Below are 16,178 nucleotides of genomic sequence, written 5' to 3'. Positions count from 1 at the left end.
CCTTTTCCCTTGGCGATCGGGCTCTGGGTCGCGGGCTCCGGGACGCGGACCCGGACCCCGGAGCCATTTCGGGCCGGTGACGCCGCAGACACCCACGCGGCTTCACCTTTCGTGAAATACTCCCGCCGGAGGCCCGCGATCCGGCCTTGCCGGATCGCCATGAAATCGTGTGCGCCGCTTGCGGCGCGCCTTTCGGTCAGGCGACGAGGGTCTGGAGACGACCGCGGATGACCGCCTCGGCATCGGCCACGATGCGCTCGATCAGCTCCTTGCAGCTCGGCACGTCCCTGATGACACCTGCGACCATGCCGGCGGACCAGAGCCCCTCCTGCACGTCACCGCTGGCATAGACGTTCCTGCCGCGCGCGCCCGCGACAAGCTCGGAGACGTCCTCGATCCGGAAGTCGGTGCCCTTCTCCTTCTCGATCCGGGCGACCTCTTCCGCGACCTCGTTGCGGAACACCCGGCTCGTGTTGCGGAGCGCGCGCATGATCAGGACGGAATCCCGCTCGCCCGCCTCGACCAGCCGCTGCTTCACCGCGTCGTGGATCGGCGCCTCCTTCGTGGCCATGAAACGCGTGCCCATGTTGATGCCCTCGGCCCCGAGCGCGAGCGCCGAGGCGAGCTGCCGCCCCTCGCCGAAGCCCCCCGAGGCGATCACGCAGATGTCGAGCGCGTCGACCGCCAGCGGCACCAGAAGCTGGTTGGTGATGTCGTCCTCGCCCACGTGGCCCGCACATTCGAACCCGTCGATCGAGATCACGTCGACCCCGAGCCGCTGCGCCGTCAGCGCATGGCGGATCGCCGTGCACTTGTGGAGCACCTTGCAGCCCGCATCCTTGAACATGCCGATGAACTCGCCCGGGTTGTTGCCCGCCGTCTCGACGATCTTCACGCCGCCGTCGATGATCGCCTGGGCATAGTCCTTGTGCGGGATCGGCCGCAGCGAGGGCAGGATCGTCAGGTTCACCCCGAACGGCTTGTCGGTCATGCTCCGGCAGCGCTCGATCTCCTTCAGCAGATCGTCGGGCGTGGGCTGGGTGAGCGCCGTCATGATGCCGAGCCCGCCCGCGTTGGAGACCCCGGCCGCCAGTTCGGCCCGCGCCACCCATTGCATCCCGCCCTGCACGATCGGGTGCTCGATGCCCATCATCTCGGTGAACCGCGTCTTCAGCATCGCTCTCGTCTCCTCTTCCAGAGCTTTCGCACGACCATAGCAGGCGCCCCTCCCCCGCAAAGCTGCGGGGGCGCGAATTCGGGTATCTGGGAGCGTGACGGGGCCGGCGTCGCGAGGCCCGGAGCCGATCGCTCAGAACGCCGCGGCGACGGTGAAGGCCGCGATGAGGACGAGGCAGAAGACGCCTTCGGGCATGGTCGGTCTCTCCGGTGGTTGAACCCTGTCGCGCGCTCCTCGCGGGGGGCGCGAAACGTGAACGAGATCCGACGCAGGAAGTTCCGCGCCCCCGCAACGCCTTCAATTCCTGACACTTTTCACACTCTCGAAGGACGCGGGACGGCGGTCGAATATGCCGGTCCGGTCATATTTCCGTCCAAATCTTCCGTCACTGGAACAGGCGGGGCGTTCGTTGCGCGCTCCGGAACGAGCAGGGTGCCCGGCGCAAAGACGGGTTTGGTGAGAGTAGAGAGGCGCGTCGCAATGAAGAAGAAGATGGCCGTCGCGATTTCCCGCGCGCATATCTTCCTCGCGATCATGGCCGGTGTCATGCTGCTGGCATTCGGAATCCAGCTCGTCCGTCAGGACTACCGCGACCATCTCCACCAGGCGCGTGCAGATACCGCCGAGGATGCGAAATCGGCGCTCATGGCGCTCGAATCACGCATCTTCGCGATGGAGCTGGTGGCCAACCGGCTCGCGACCTTCATTGCGGTCTCCCCCGACATCCCGGAAAACCTCGTCGCCGACACCGCCGCCAAGCTGGTCGAGCGGCATCCCGAGATCAAGTCGATCGCGCTGGCTCCCGGCCTGCGCGTCAGCCATGTCGCGCCCCGGCGCGGCAACGAGGCTGTGCTGGGCCTGGATTATCGCGACGTGCCGAACCAGCTGGCCAGCGTCGCCCGCGCCTATCGCGACGGGGCGCCCGTCCTGACGGGGCCCACCGAGCTGGTGCAGGGCGGCCGCGGCTATGTCCTGCGCTATCCCGTCTTCGTGCCCAGCGTCTCCTTCGCCGGCCAGAGCTTCTGGGGCGTGATCTCGGTCGTGCTGTCCGAGAAGGGCCTTCTGGGCACCGACCTCGCCGGCCATCATTACGGGAGCGGGCTGAACTTCGCCCTGCGCGAGATCGACGGCAACGGCCGCACGCGCAACGTGCTGTTCGGCGACGAGGCGCTCTTCGAGACGGACGCGGTGGTCCAGACGACCCGTTTCCTCAAGAGTCGCTGGCAGCTGGCCGCCCGCCCGGCGCAGGGCTGGCCCACCATCGGCCCGAACGCCCTGAAGATCGTGCTCGCGGTTGCCGGCGCGGCAATGGTGCTGGGCGGGGTGATCTTCCTGATCCGCCGCCTTGCGCTGCAGATCGAACGCTCGCGCCGGCTGCTCGCCCACGCGGTCGAGGCGCTGGACGAGGGCTTCGTGCTCTATGACGAGAACGACCGCCTGACCCTGTGTAACTCGCGCTTTGCCGAATATTACAAGACCGACCGCAACCTCCTGCTGGGCGTCCGCTTCAGGACCCTGATCCGGATCGCCGCCAGGAACGGCCAGTTCGTCGAAGGCGTCGGCCGCGAGGACGCGTGGATCGAAGAGCGGATGGACGCGCACCGCAACGGCACGGTCCTGCTGGAGCCGCTCGAGGATGGCCGCACGCTCAAGGTCACCGAAAGCCGGACGCCCGAGGGCTATACCGTGGGCGTGCATTCGGACGTGACCGACCAGATCAACGGCCGCCTGCAGGCCGAGGCCGCGAACCGGCAGAAGTCCGAGTTCCTGTCCAACGTCACCCACGAGCTGCGCACGCCGCTCACGGTGATCTCGGGCTATGCGCAGCTGCTCGGCGAAAAGAGCTTCTTCCCGCAGCTCATCCGCCTGACCGAGGCGCTTTCAGGTCCCGACCTCGACGCCGTGAAGGCCCGCAAGGCGGCCGACGAATACGCCGCCGCGGTGGCCGAGCAGAGCCGTCGCATCGGCGGATCGGCCCGTCACATGCTGGCGATGGTGAACGAGCTGCTCGACTGGGCCGAGGTCGAACGCGGGCATATCCAGCTCGCGCCCGAACCCGTCTCGCCCGCGCAGATCACCGAGGACGCGCTGGAAGAGCTGCGCCAGCAGGCCGAGAGCAAGTCGCTGAAGCTGGACTTCGACTGCACCGACACGCCCGTCAACGCCGATCCGCAGCGGCTGAAGCAGGTGCTCTACAACCTCGTCGGCAACGCGATCAAGTTCACCGACAGCGGCTCGGTCACCGTGCGGGCCGAGAATTTCGAGGACCGCACCGTCTTCAGCGTCACCGACACCGGCTGCGGCGTGCCCGAGGAATACCTCGAACGGATCTTCGAACGCTTCCAGCAGGTCGACGGCTCGGATGCGCGCGCTCACGGCGGTTTCGGGCTGGGCCTCGCGATCACGCGGCAGCTGGTCGAACTGCATGGCGGGACGATCTCGGCCTCCTCCATCGTCGGGCGCGGCTCCTGCTTCACCTTCGACATTCCGCACGATCAGCATCGGCCCGAGGACGGCAGGACGGAACCCGCGCGCGCCGCGGCCTGATCCTCGGCCCGGACCGGGCCACCGGGCCCCGGTCGCAAGGCGACTTCACCGTAATATTATGCGACAGCCGCGCCCGCAGGCCCTAGCTTGACCGGGAAACCGGCAGGTGGCTGGAATTCGGCGCGGGAGAGCGCAAGGTCTCTGGCGCCAAATGCGTGTCTGCTGATAGATTTCGCTGCGGCAGGGGTGGCCCCTCCTCTCCGTCCCGTGACGCGCCCTTCGCGGCGCAAGCTAGGTACGCATCGCCCATGTGGCTCAATTGGTTCAAATCCGCGCTCAGCCAGCTCCTCCTGGCGGCCATCGTCATCGGGGGCACCGTGGCGCTCTGGATCGAATACGTCCCCTCCGCCCGGCCGTGGCTGGAACGCGCAGGCGTCTACGACGCGCTCGGGCTGACGCCGGCCGAGGCGGCCGAAGCCGCCGAGGGGCCCCGCGGCTACGGCGGGGGTGGCGCATCGAAGGTGGTCGTGGCCGAGGTCGGCACCGGCACGCTGAACGACCGTGTAACTTCCATCGGCGACGGCCGCGCGCTGCGCTCCGTCTCGGTCCGGCCCGAGGCGAGCGGCCGGATCACCGAGATCGGCTTCCGCGCCGGCGAATACGTCGAGGAGGGCACGGTGATCTTCCGCCTCGACGACCAGGCCGAGCAGATCGCGCTCGACCGCGCCCGCCTCATGCTGACCGACGCGCAGGAGAACGCCGGACGGCTCGACCGCCTGCGCCAGGCCGGCACGGCCAGCGCCGTCGCGCTGCGCGAGGCGGAGCTTGCGTTGCGCACCGCCGAGCTTGCCGTGCGCCAGGCCGAGTTCGATCTGGCGCAGCGCGAGGTCGTGGCGCCGATCGCGGGCTGGATGGGCCTTGTGGAGAACGAGGTCGGCGACCGCGTCGCCGCGCAGGACGAGCTGGCGGTGATTTCGGACCGCAGCGAGATCCAGATCGACTTTCGCGTGCCCGAGCGTCTGCTGGCGAAGCTGGCGCCGGGCATGGACCTCGTTGCCGAACCGCTCGCGATGCCCGGCACCCGGATCGACGGCCGCATCGTCGCCATCGACAACCAGGTCGACCGCAACAGCCGCACGATCCGCCTGCTCGGCCAGCTCGAGAACGAAGGCGACCGCCTGCGCGACGGCATGGCGCTGTCGGTGACGCTGGCCTTCACCGGCGACGCCCACCCCACCGTCGACCCGCTGGCGGTGCAATGGTCGAGCGACGGCGCCTTCGTCTGGTTGGTGCGCGAGGGCAAGGTCGCCCGCGTGCCGGTCGAGATCCGCCAGCGCAACGCCGCGGCCGTTCTGGTCGAAGGCGCGCTGGAGCCGGGCGAAAAGGTGGTGATCGAGGGCGTGCAGACCCTGCGCCCCGGCGCCGAGGTCACGATCGAGGGCGAGAAGGCGGCGCTGGAAGCGACCGCCTCGACGCCGCGCAAGTCCTGAGGCGCGCGATGGCCCGGGGCTGGTGGAACCGGAGCAAGGGCAAGGCGCCCGCGGACGGACGGGCGCCGGTCCTGCCCGACCTCGAGGTGCCCGCCAATCCCGGAGCCACCGACCGGCGGTCCGCCGCGACCCCGGAGATCCCGGAACCCACGGCCGTGGCGGCGCGGGACACCGCCGCGCGGACGGCGGACGAGCCCGCCCTGCCCCCGGGTGCCAGCGGCGGCCTCGGCCTTTTCGTCCGGCGTCCGATCCTGGCCTTCGTGCTCTCCTCGCTCATCGTCATCGCGGGCATCGCCGGCCTCGCCGGGGTCGAGATACGCGAGCTTCCCGATGTCGACCGCCCCGTCGTGACCGTGACCACCGATTATGCCGGCGCCTCGCCCGAGACCGTCGACCAGGAGGTCACCTCCCGCGTCGAGGGTGCGGTCGGCCGGGTCTCGGGCATCCGCGCGATCTCGTCCAGCTCGCGCTACGGCCGCAGCCGGGTGACGCTGGAATTCGGCGATGACGTCGATCTCGACGTGGCCGCCACCGACACCCGCGACGCCATCGCGCGGATCACCAACCAGCTGCCCGAGAACGCCGAGGATCCGCGCATCGTCAAGGCCGACGCCAATGCCCAGCCGGTGATCCGCCTCGCCGTCACCTCGCCCTCGCGCTCGCCGCAGGAGCTGACGCAGATCGTCGCCGACCGCGTGGAGGACCGGCTGATCTCGGTCGAGGGCGTCGCCGACCTGCAGGTCTACGGCGACCGGGAGCCGATCTTCCGCGTCGACATCGACCAGAGGAAACTCGCCGCCCGCGGCCTGACGCTCGCCAATCTCCGCACCGCGCTCGGCACCGTGGCCTACGACGTGCCCGCGGGCGATCTGTCGGGCGAGCGCCAGACGATCAACGTGCGCACCACGGCGCTGGTGGCCACCGCCGAGGCCTTCGAGGCGCTCGAGATCGCCGACAACGTGGTGCTGGGCGACGTGGCCCGCGTCTCGCTCGGACCGGCCCCGAACGAAACGGTGCTGCGGGCGAACGGGCAGACCGGGATCGGCATCGGGGTGATCCGGCAGGCGACGTCGAACACGCTGGAGATCTCGGAAAACGTCCGCGCCGTCGTCGCCCAGCTCTCCCGGACCCTGCCCGAGGACGTGGACATCTTCATCACCTCGGACGATGCGAACTTCATCAACGGCTCGATCCGCGAGGTGCTGGTGACCCTCGGCCTTGCCGTGGCCATCGTCATCGCGATCATCTACCTCTTCCTGCGCGACATCCGCGCCACGCTGATCCCGGCGCTGACCATGCCGGTCGCGCTGATCGGCACCATCGCCGCGCTCTACCTCGCGGGGTTCTCGGTCAACATCCTCACCCTGCTGGCGCTCGTGCTCGCCACCGGCATGGTGGTCGACGATGCCATCGTCGTGCTCGAGAACATCGTGCGGCACCGCGCCATGGGCACCGGCCCCCGCGCCGCCGCCGTGATCGGCACGCAGGAGGTGTTCTTCGCCGTCGTCACCACCACCGCGACGCTGGCGGCGGTGTTCGTGCCGCTGTCCTTCCTGCCCGGCCAGGTCGGCGGGCTGTTCCGCGAATTCGGCTTCACGCTCGCGATCGCCGTCTCGCTCTCCTCCGTCGTGGCGCTGACGCTCTGCCCGGTGCTGGCCAGCCGCCTGCTCACGAAACCGGTGGACCCGGACCCGCGCGGGCCGGTCGTCTGGTTGGGCAACCGGCTGGCCGGCCTCTACCGCGCGACGCTCGACTGGGCGCTCGCCGCCCCCTTCGTGGTCCTCTTGATCGCCGTGCTCTTCGCGCTGACCGCGGTGATGATGTCGGGCGGCATCAAGCAGGAGCTCACCCCGCGCGAGGACCGCGCCGTCGCGCTCCTCTCCGTGACCGCCCCGCAGGGGGTGGCGCTGAATTACACCACCGGGAAGATGGCCGAGATCGAGGACGCGATCCAGCCGCTCAAGGACAGCGGAGAGATCGTGTCGGTCTTCTCGATCACCGGCTTCGGCGGCAACAATTCGCGCGGCTTCATGGTGATGTCGCTGGCCCCCTGGGACGAACGCGACCGCGCGCAGGACGCGATCGTGGGCGACATCAACCGCGCGCTCGGCAACGTCGTGGGCGTGCGGGCCTTCGCGATCCAGCCCAATTCCCTGGGCATCCGCGGCGCGGGCCGCGGGCTGGCCTTCGCGGTGACCGGCAACAACTACGCCCAGCTTGCCGAGGTCGCCGACCGGCTTGTCGCGCGGATGTCCGAGAACCCGGATTTCGGGCAGGTCCGGCTCGAGTTCGAGACGACCATGCCGCAGCTCTTCATCGAAATCGACCGCCGCCGCGCCTCGGACCTCGGCGTCGACATCACGGGGCTGGGCGACGCGCTCCGCGCCGTGCTGGACGGGCGGTCGGTGGGCGAGCTCTTCATCGACGACAAGAGCTACGACATCCAGATGCTGTCGACCTCGAACCCGGTCAACGACCCCTCCGACCTCGAGAACGTCTTCATCCGGGCGGGCGACGGGCAGATGATCCCGATGTCGACCTTCGTCACGCTCTCGGAACGCGCCGTGGCGCCCGAGCTGAACCGCGAGGGGCAGAACCGTTCGGTCGAGATCTCGGCGGGCCTGACCCCGGCGATGTCGCTCGGCAGCGCGATGGCGGAGGTCGAACGGCTGGGCGCGGAGGTCCTCTCCGAGGAGAACCGCATCGTGCCGCTGGCCGAGGCCGCGACGCTCGACCAGACCTCGGCCGGCATGTTCCTGACCTTCGGCTTCGCGATCGTGGTGGTGTTCCTCGTGCTCTCGGCCCAGTTCGAAAGCTTCATCTCGGCCATCGTCGTGATGTCGACCGTGCCCCTTGGCCTCGCCTGCGCGGCGGTGGCGATGGTGCTGACGGGGATGACGCTGAACGTCTATTCCCAGATCGGGCTGGTGATGCTCATAGGGATCATGGCCAAGAACGGCATCCTGATCGTGGAATTCGCCAACCAGCTGCGCGACCGGGGCTTTGCCCTGCGCGAGGCGATCTTCGAGGCCTCCACCATCCGGCTGCGCCCGGTGATGATGACGATGACCTCGACCGTGCTGGGCGGCGTGCCGCTGATCTTCGCCTCGGGCGCGGGCGCCGAGGCGCGCGAGGCGCTCGGCTGGGTCATCGTGGGCGGGCTGGGGCTGGCCACGCTCTCCACCCTCTACCTGACCCCGGTGGTCTACCTGCTGCTCGCCCGGTTCTCCGTCCCGAAGGTCGAGGAGGAGAAACGGCTGGCCCGCGAGATGGCGGCGGCGGGGGGCTGATTGGGCGGTCGCGCCGTTTCGGACCGTCACCGCCGCGTGGCCGGCGGCGGGTCATTGCCAGGGCGCCGGGAATGCGGCACGATGATTGCAGCGGGTCCCCAGACCGGGCCCCGGATCGGAGCCGACCTTGGACGACGAGAAGATCGCCAGCGCCGGAGAACTTGCACTCGGCCTTCTCGAAGGGACCAAGCGTCGCGACGTGCTCGCGGCCCTGCAGGAGGATGCCGAGCTGCGGCGGGCCTTCCGGTCCTGGAACGAATATCTCTCGCTGATCCACGAAGCCGACATGGCCGCCGATGCCGCCCCCCCTGCCCGGGTCTTCGCGGGGATCGAGGCGAGGCTCTTCGGCGCGCCCGCGGCGCGGGGCTGGCGGCATTACCTCGAGGTGCTGCGCGCGCCCGAGAACCGCGACACGCTCCTGCTGCTGGCCGTCGCCAAGGTCGCGCTGCTGGCCTGGCTGCTCTGGCTCTTCCTCTGAACGCCTATTCCGCCGGCTGAAGCCGCTGCCCGTCGAGCACGCGCCCGACGTAGGGTACGATCAGCACCGTCGCGGCCACGGTCGCCACGAGGCCGACGAGCAGAAGCGTGCCCGCGCCCTGCCAGCTTCCCGACGCCACGGCATAGGCCGCGATGGCGACGATCGGGATGTGAAGGAAGGCCGCGCAGACGATCTGCACACGGCGTTTGCTGTGCGTGGTGGTCATGGATACCTCGGCGGTCGTGAGTTCCCGCATGGGACGAAGGGTGGCAAAGCCCGCGTCACTTGGCAAGTCCCGGGCGCGCGGTCCCGCCGCCCGCAGCGTGACGCGTCCGGTTCGGCGAGGGTTGCCGCAAAGGCCCCGGTCTTCCCGGGCCTCAGTTCCTCTGCCGGTCGTCGAGCCCGAGGCCGCGGCCGATGATCTCGCGCATGATCTCGGAGGTGCCGGCGTAGATCCGGCTGATCCGGGCATCGCGGTAGAGGCGCGAGATCTCGTATTCGTCCATGAACCCCGCCCCGCCGTGGAGCTGGAGGCATTCGTCCACCACGCGGCCCTCGACCTCGGAGGTGTAGAGCTTCACCTCGGCCGCCATCTCGGCGCTGAGCTCGCCCTGCAGGTGTTCCCGCACGCAATGGTCGGTGAGCGCCCAGGCGGCATCCAGCTCGGTCCGCATCGAGGCCATCTTGAAGCGCGAATTCTGGAACGTGCCGATCGCCCTGCCGAAGGCCCGGCGCTCCAGGATGTAGTCCATCGTGATGGCGAAGGCGTATTCCGCCCGCGCCATGAAGCCCGTGGCGCCGATCAGCCGCTCTTCAGCGAGGTTCTTCATCATGATGCGGAAGCCCATCTTCGGATCGCCCAGCACGTCTCGCTTCGGGACCTTCACGTTGTCGAAGAAGAGCTCCGCCGTGTCCTGCGACGGCAGGCCCATCTTCGACAGGTTCCGCCCCCGGCTCAGCCCCTCGGCATCGCCCTCGACGAGGAAGAGCCCGATCTCGTGGCTGGCTTCCGGATTGGTGCGGGCGGCGACGATGACGAGCCCGGCAAGGAAACCGTTCGAGATGTAGGTCTTCGATCCGTTCAGCACCCAGTGGTCATCCTGTTCGACCGCGCGCGTCCTGATCCCGGCCAGGTCCGAGCCCGTCCCCGGTTCGGTCATCGCGATGGCGAGGATGGTCTCGCCCGAGACGATCCCGGGCATGTAGCGGTCGCGCTGGTCGTCGCTGGCCACGTGCTGCATGTAGGGTCCGGCGATCCGGTTGTGCAGCCCGAGGAAGAAGCCCGGTTCCTTCGCGCCCAGCTCCTCGTTCAGGATCATGTCGTAGCGGAAATCCTGCAGGCCGAGCCCGCCGTATTTCTCGTCGGCATACATGCAGAGAAACCCCTGTTCCCCCGCGCTGCGCCATGCCTCGCGCGAGACGGCGCCGGTCTCGCGCCAGGTCTCGGAGTTCGGGAAAACCTCCCGCTCGGCCCAGGCCCGGACGCTCTTGCGGAAAATCTCGTGTTCCTCGTCGTAGATCGTGCGTCGCAGCATGCCTGCCTCTCGGGTTGGAAAGGCGGGGCGGCCAGGCGCCGCCCCGCGTCACGTGTCATTCGATGGTGTCGACCAGCACCCAGGACCCGTTCTCGATCTTCGAGACGAAGACCTCGTCCGCGCCCGCGTGATCCTCGGCCGAGAAGGTGACCGTGTTGCCCGCGACCTTGTCCTCGAAGTTCAGACCCTCCATCGCGGCGATGAAGCTCTCGCGGGTCAGGTCGGGACCTGCTGCCTCCAGCGCCTCGACCATGATCCGCGCGCCGGCATGGCCCAGAAGCGCGCCGGTGCCGGGATACTCCTCGCCGGTGGCCTCCTTGTAGGCGGCGACGAATTCCTGCACCTCGGGCTCGCCGAGCCGCGCTTCGAGGTCCTGCCAGCCGGCGCCCGCATAGACGCCGTCCATCACGCCCTGCTGGGCGAGGCCCTTGGCCACGACGGTGTGGAAGCCCGCGCTCGACAGCAGGATCTTCTGATCCATCCCGAGCTTGCGCGCGGTGGCGATCGCGTTGATCATCTGGCTGATCCCGAGCGCCATGCCGATCGTGTCGCAGCCCGATTCCTTCACCTTGCCGAGCGCGCCGGTGAAGTCGCTCTCGTCCGGCTTGTGGGCGATCTCGGCCCCCATCTCGATCTTGCCCTCGTCGCGGAGCTGGTAGACCGCCGCCTCGATCTCCTTGCCGAAGTCGGTGGGCAGGAGCATCAGGCAGACCTTCTCGGTCCCCTCGTTCTCGGACATGTAGTTCACGGTCTCGAGGATCGCGTCGTAATAGGACGAGGTGCCCGCGAACTTCCACGGCTCGAAGGGCTCGATCATCTGGCGCGCGGCCGTGATGGGCGAGACGTTGGGGATCCCCTTCGGTCCCATCAGCTGGAACATCGCGATGTTGTGCGGCGTCCCGAGGTTCAGGAACATCGCGAAGACCTCGTCGCGATTGATCAGCTTGTTGGCCGCCTGCACGGCCTTCGGCACCTGGTAGCCGTGATCCTCGACGATGTAGGTGATCTTGCGCCCGTGGATGCCGCCTTCCGCGTTCACCTTGTCGAAATAGGCGTTCGCGGCGGCGACCGCGGGGACCGAGAACGGCGCGAAGATGCCCGAGAGGTCATGCGCCCCCCCCAGCTTGATCTCCGTGTCGGTGACGCCGGGCGTCTGCGCCCAGGCGGGACCCGCCAGCGCAAGGACGGCCGTGGCGGCCAGTGCCTTGAATGTCGTCATTGTCTTCCTCCCTAGGTTGCCCGGCCGTCCTCCCGGCGCGGGTCAGTACATCTCGTCGATCAGCGCCGCGTGGCGCTCGTTCACGAAATTCCGCTTCAGCTTCATGGTCGGCGTCAGCTCCTCGTCCTCGGCCGTCAGAAGAATGTCGATCAGCCGGAAATCCTTGATCTGCTCGACCTGGGCGAACTGGCGGTTGGTCTCCGCCACCACCTGTCCGATCAGCTCGCGCACTTCCGGCGCCCGGGTGAGAGAGGCGAAGTCCGAGAAGTGGATCTGCCTCGACTGGGCGAAGTTCTCGACGTTCTCCTGGTCGATCATCACGAGGCAGGTCAGGTATTTCCGCCTGTCCCCGATCACCACCGCATCCGAGATGTAGGGGCTGAACTTCAGCCGGCTCTCGATCTCGGCGGGGGTGATGTTCTTGCCGCCCGCGGTGATGATGATGTCCTTCATCCGCCCGGTGATCGTCAGGCAGCCGCGGTTGTCGATCCGGCCGACGTCGCCGGTTTTCAGCCAGCCGTCCTCGGTCATCGTCTCGGCCGTCTTCTCGGGCTTGTTCCAGTAGCCGCCGAAGACGCAGGCGCCGCCCACCTGGATTTCTCCCTCGGGCGAAATCCTGAGACCCACCCCCGGCAGCGCGGGCCCGACGGTGCCGATGTGGTTGGCCTTCACGGTGTTGATCGTGGCGACGCCCGAGGTCTCGGTCATGCCGTAGCCCTCGATCAGGGGCACACCGATCGCGGCGAACCAGCGGATCAGCTCGGGCGAGATCGGGGCGGCGCCCGAGGTCACCCGGCGGGCGCGGGAGAGCCCGACCATGCGCCGCAGGTTCGACAGGACCAGAAGGTCGGCGAGCCAGTGCTGCGCCTTGAGCGCTGCCCCGACCGGCTTTTCCTCTTCCCGCGCGCGTGCCATCTTCTCGCCGACGCCGAGCGCCCAGTCGAAGGCGTGCCGCCCCAGCCAGCCGGCCTCGGACCGCAGGATCATCACGCGGGAATGGATCTTCTCCCAGATCCGCGGCACGCCCGAGAAGGAATGCGGCGAGACCTCCTGCAGGTTCTCGAACACCGTCTCGGGGCTTTCGGCGAAGTTCACCGTGCAGCCGTGCCCGATCGGGAGTTCCACCGAGATCAGCCGTTCGAGCACATGGCAGAGCGGCAGGAAGCACAGCAGTTCGTCGCTCTCGTAAAACTCCAGCATCTCCTCGCCCGCGACGTGCTGGAAGAGGATGTTGCGGTGCGTGACCATCGCGCCCTTCGGCGGGCCGGTGGTGCCGGAGGTATAGATCAGCATCCGCGGATCCTCGGGCTGCACCGCCGCGAGCGCGTCTTCGAAGCGCGCCGGGTGGGCCTCGGCCTCCGTCCCGCCGAGCGCCAGCAGCTCGTCGAGGAACATCACCTGCGGGTCCGAGAACTCGGCCAGCCCGTCGCGGTCGAAGACAACGACCTTCTCGATGCCGGGCATCCGGTCGCGCGCCTCGAGATACTTGTCGAGCTGCTCGTCGTTCTCGACGAAGAGCACCCGGGCGCCGGAATCCTGCGCGAGATAGGCGAGCTGCGAGGGGCTGTCGGTCGTGTAGACCCCCGTCGGGATCGCCCCGATCGCGGCCGCGCCCAGGTCGCAGTAGAGCCATTCCCGCCGGTCCTCGGCAAGGATCAGCACCGGCTCGCCCCTGCGCACGCCAAGCGCCATCAGCGCCAGCCCGATCCGCTTCGCCCCGTCGTAATACGCCGCCCAGGAATATTCCTGCCAGACGCCGAGCTCCTTCTCGCGGTGCGCGGGACGGTCGCCATATGCCTCGCAGCGGTTCTTCCACAGTTTCACGACCGTGTCGCAGCCGTCCACGGTGATCGGCGCGGTGTCGAAGCGGGTCATCTCCATGTCTTGCGCCTCTTCCAGCGTTTCTGCCCGCGCTGCGTCTCGCCCGATTTCCCGAGGTAGAATTCCTGGATGTCGGGCGAATTCCTCAGCGTCTCGGCAGGGCCCGCCATGACGATCCGCCCGGTCTCGAGCACGTAGCCCTTGTGGGCGGTGGCAAGCGCGATATGGGCGTTCTGTTCGACCACCAGCATCGTCACCCCCTGCTCGGCATTGAGCCGGGCGATGATGCCGAAGATCTCCTGCGTCAGCAGCGGCGAGAGCCCGAGGCTGGGCTCGTCCAGGAGCATCAGCTTCGGCCGCGCCATCAGCCCCCGCCCGATGGCCAGCATCTGCTGCTGTCCGCCCGAAAGGAACCCGGCCGCCTGTTTCCTGCGCTCCTTCAGGATCGGGAAGTACTGGTAGACAAGCTCGAGATCGCCGCCGATGGCATCGCGCCGGGTGAAGGCGCCGAGCCTCAGGTTCTCCTCGATGGTGAGATAGGGAAAGACCTCCCGCCCCTCGGGCACCAGCGCGAGGCCCTTCTTGACGATCCGGTCCGGGTCCATCCCCTCGATCCGCTCGCCCAGCAGGGTGACGGAGCCCTTCTCGGGGTCCATCAGCCCGCAGATCGTCTTCATCAGCGTCGTCTTGCCCGCCCCGTTCGCGCCGAGGATGGTGACGATCTCGCCCTCCTCCACGTCGATGCTGACCCCGCGCAGCGCCATGATCGCGCCGTAGAAGGTCTCCACGTTCCGGACCGCGAGCACGCTCATGCCGCCGCCTCCGCCGTGGTGCCGAGGTAGGCGGCCTGGACCTCCGGGTCGGCCTGCACCTCGGCCGGGGTGCCTTGCGCGAGGGGCCGTCCGTTCGCCACCGCCAGCACCCGGTCGGCCACCGCCGTGACCAGCCCCATGTCGTGTTCGACCATCAGCACGGTCAGCCCCATTTCGCGGCGCATGTCCTCGATCCAGAAGGCGACCTCCTGGCTTTCCTCGACCGAGAGGCCCGAGGCCGGTTCGTCCAGCAGGATCAGCTTCGGCCCGAGGGCGAGCGCGCGCCCGATCTCGACCACCTTGCGGACGCCGTAGGGCAGGCCCGCGATCATCTTGTTGCGGTAGGCTTCGAGCTCGAGGAACTCGATCACCTCCTCGACCCGGTGGCGGTGAAGATGCTCCTCGCGCCGGACCTTCGGCAAAAAGAGGATGTCCTGCAGGAAATTCGTCCGCCGGTGCGTGTGCCGTCCCATCAGGAGGTTCTGGAGCACCGTCGAATGGTCGAAGAGCTCGATGTTCTGGAAGGTCCGCGCAATCCCGAGCGGCGCGATCTGGTGCGCCCTGAGGCCGGTGATCTCCTGCCCGTCGAACCAGATCCGGCCCTTCGTCAGCGGATAGATCCGCGAGATCAGGTTGAAGATCGTCGACTTGCCCGCCCCGTTCGGCCCGATGATGGCGAAGACCTCGCCCGCCTCGACCTCGAACGACACGCCGTCCACGGCCTTCACGCCGCCGAAATGCACCGCGATGTCCTCGGCTTTCAGCAGGCTCATCTCATGCGCTCCGTCTTGAGGTAGGATTTCTGCCGCCGGAACATGTCCTTGCGGGCCAGCGGGAAGAGCTCCCACCAGGTGCGGATCTTGAGCCAGCGGCCGTAGAGCCCGGCGGGTTCGTAGATGATGAAGGCGATCAGCACGGCCGAGAAGATCATCGTGTCGAGCCCGGGAATCCCGCCCAGATCGACGCCGAGCGAGGCATTCGCCCAGTCCCGGAAGATCGCGATGGCCTGCGGCACGGCGGTGATGAGGATCGCGCCGAGGAAGGCGCCCTGGATGAAGCCGAGGCCCCCGATGGTGACGACGAGCAGCAGGTTGATCGAGATGAAGATCGAGAAGAGCTCGTAGTTGAAGAAGCCGATGTAATGGCCCATCAGCGCGCCCGCCAGGCCCGTCACCCCGGAGGATAGCCCGAAAGCCAGCGCCCGGGTCCGCGTCACGTTGATGCCGAGCGCGCGGGCCGAAACCTCGCTGTCGCGCACCGCCAGAAACGACCGCCCCGTGGGCGAGCGCATCAGGTTGGCGTAGCCCCAGGTCACCAGCACGACCACGGCGAGGACCAGCCAGTAGAGGTTGGCGAGCTCCGCGTAGCGGTCGAAGCTGATCCCGAGGATCTCGATCGTGGGGGCGAAGATGCCGCCGACCCCGCCGGTGATGGGCGAGAGCAGGATCACCATCTCCTCGACGATGACGAAGACCGCGAGCGTCGCGATGGCGAGGTAGATGCCCGACATCCTGACCGCCGGGATCGCGATCAGCGCCCCGAAGAGCCCCGCGGCGATGCCCGCCAGGGGGAAGGAGACCAGGAACGGCACCCCCGCCGTCATCAGCGCCGCGTCCGTGTAGGCCCCGATGGCGAGGAAGGCCGCGTGGCCGAGCGAGACCTGCCCCGTGTGCCCGACCAGAACCATCAGCCCCATCCCGGCGAGCGACCAGATCAGCGTGTTGGTCGCCTCGGCCAGGTAGTATTCGCCGACGAGGAAAGGCAGCACCGCCATGACCGCCAGCAGCGCAAGGTAGGCGCCCCGCTTGCCCCAGTGCTCGTGGATGTCGATGTCGCGGTCGTAGGTGGTCTTGAAGACGATCCGCATGG

Annotated in this window: 12 protein-coding genes; 4 read left to right on the top strand and 8 right to left on the bottom strand. The window is 68.3% G+C overall.

The window, feature by feature from the left end; genetic code table 11:
• Positions 1-196 precede the first annotated feature (196 nt).
• On the bottom strand, positions 197-1,177 hold the full coding sequence (locus Q344_RS0102690; protein WP_028285301.1) for an NAD(P)H-dependent flavin oxidoreductase: 981 nt from the start codon (positions 1,175-1,177) through the stop codon (positions 197-199).
• A gap of 480 nt (positions 1,178-1,657) precedes the next feature.
• Here Q344_RS0102690 and Q344_RS0102685 point away from each other — a divergent pair, with 480 nt between their 5' ends.
• The 4 genes from Q344_RS0102685 to Q344_RS0102670 all read left to right on the top strand — a co-directional run bounded on the left by Q344_RS0102685 (position 1,658) and on the right by Q344_RS0102670 (position 8,922).
• Complete coding sequence (locus Q344_RS0102685; protein ID WP_028285300.1) at positions 1,658-3,724, top strand: ATP-binding protein; 2,067 nt, start codon at positions 1,658-1,660, stop codon at positions 3,722-3,724.
• Positions 3,725-3,972: 248 nt separating this feature from the next.
• Positions 3,973-5,154: an efflux RND transporter periplasmic adaptor subunit gene (locus Q344_RS0102680; protein ID WP_028285299.1), complete on the top strand. Its 1,182-nt coding sequence runs from the start codon at positions 3,973-3,975 to the stop codon at positions 5,152-5,154.
• An 8-nt stretch (positions 5,155-5,162) separates the two neighbouring features.
• The gene (locus tag Q344_RS0102675; protein WP_229669124.1) at positions 5,163-8,444 is read left to right on the top strand and encodes an efflux RND transporter permease subunit; all 3,282 of its coding nucleotides are present in this window, start codon (positions 5,163-5,165) and stop codon (positions 8,442-8,444) included.
• A gap of 127 nt (positions 8,445-8,571) precedes the next feature.
• Positions 8,572-8,922 (top strand): hypothetical protein, encoded by a 351-nt coding sequence (locus Q344_RS0102670; protein ID WP_028285297.1) that lies wholly within the window; start codon positions 8,572-8,574, stop codon positions 8,920-8,922.
• A 4-nt stretch (positions 8,923-8,926) separates the two neighbouring features.
• On the opposite strand, the gene Q344_RS0102665 is transcribed toward Q344_RS0102670, so the two are convergent.
• The 7 genes from Q344_RS0102665 to Q344_RS0102635 form a co-directional block, all read right to left on the bottom strand.
• The gene (locus tag Q344_RS0102665) at positions 8,927-9,148 is read right to left on the bottom strand and encodes a hypothetical protein (RefSeq protein ID WP_156954620.1); all 222 of its coding nucleotides are present in this window, start codon (positions 9,146-9,148) and stop codon (positions 8,927-8,929) included.
• Between the two features lie 151 nt (positions 9,149-9,299).
• Positions 9,300-10,457, bottom strand: coding sequence for an acyl-CoA dehydrogenase family protein (locus tag Q344_RS0102660; protein ID WP_156954619.1), 1,158 nt, complete (start codon positions 10,455-10,457; stop codon positions 9,300-9,302).
• 55 nt (positions 10,458-10,512) lie between these two features.
• Entirely contained in the window at positions 10,513-11,676 is a 1,164-nt protein-coding gene (locus tag Q344_RS0102655; protein WP_028285294.1) for an ABC transporter substrate-binding protein, read from the bottom strand.
• A 42-nt stretch (positions 11,677-11,718) separates the two neighbouring features.
• On the bottom strand, positions 11,719-13,557 hold the full coding sequence (locus Q344_RS0102650) for an AMP-dependent synthetase/ligase (RefSeq protein WP_028285293.1): 1,839 nt from the start codon (positions 13,555-13,557) through the stop codon (positions 11,719-11,721).
• Positions 13,548-14,309 (bottom strand): ABC transporter ATP-binding protein, encoded by a 762-nt coding sequence (locus Q344_RS0102645; RefSeq protein ID WP_028285292.1) that lies wholly within the window; start codon positions 14,307-14,309, stop codon positions 13,548-13,550. The genes Q344_RS0102650 and Q344_RS0102645 overlap by 10 nt, the downstream gene beginning before the upstream one ends.
• Complete coding sequence (locus tag Q344_RS0102640) at positions 14,306-15,082, bottom strand: ABC transporter ATP-binding protein (RefSeq protein WP_028285291.1); 777 nt, start codon at positions 15,080-15,082, stop codon at positions 14,306-14,308. Before Q344_RS0102640 ends, Q344_RS0102645 begins: the two co-directional genes overlap by 4 nt.
• Positions 15,079-16,176, bottom strand: a complete 1,098-nt coding sequence (locus Q344_RS0102635; protein ID WP_028285290.1) for a branched-chain amino acid ABC transporter permease — start codon at positions 16,174-16,176, stop codon at positions 15,079-15,081. The genes Q344_RS0102640 and Q344_RS0102635 overlap by 4 nt, the downstream gene beginning before the upstream one ends.
• Between the last annotated feature and the right edge of the window lie 2 nt (positions 16,177-16,178).

The organism is Pseudooceanicola nanhaiensis DSM 18065 (assembly GCF_000688295.1).
Lineage (GTDB): Bacteria > Pseudomonadota > Alphaproteobacteria > Rhodobacterales > Rhodobacteraceae > Pseudooceanicola > Pseudooceanicola nanhaiensis.
Note: the sequence above shows the minus strand (reverse complement) of the source record. Positions and strands in the feature narration are given on the sequence as shown.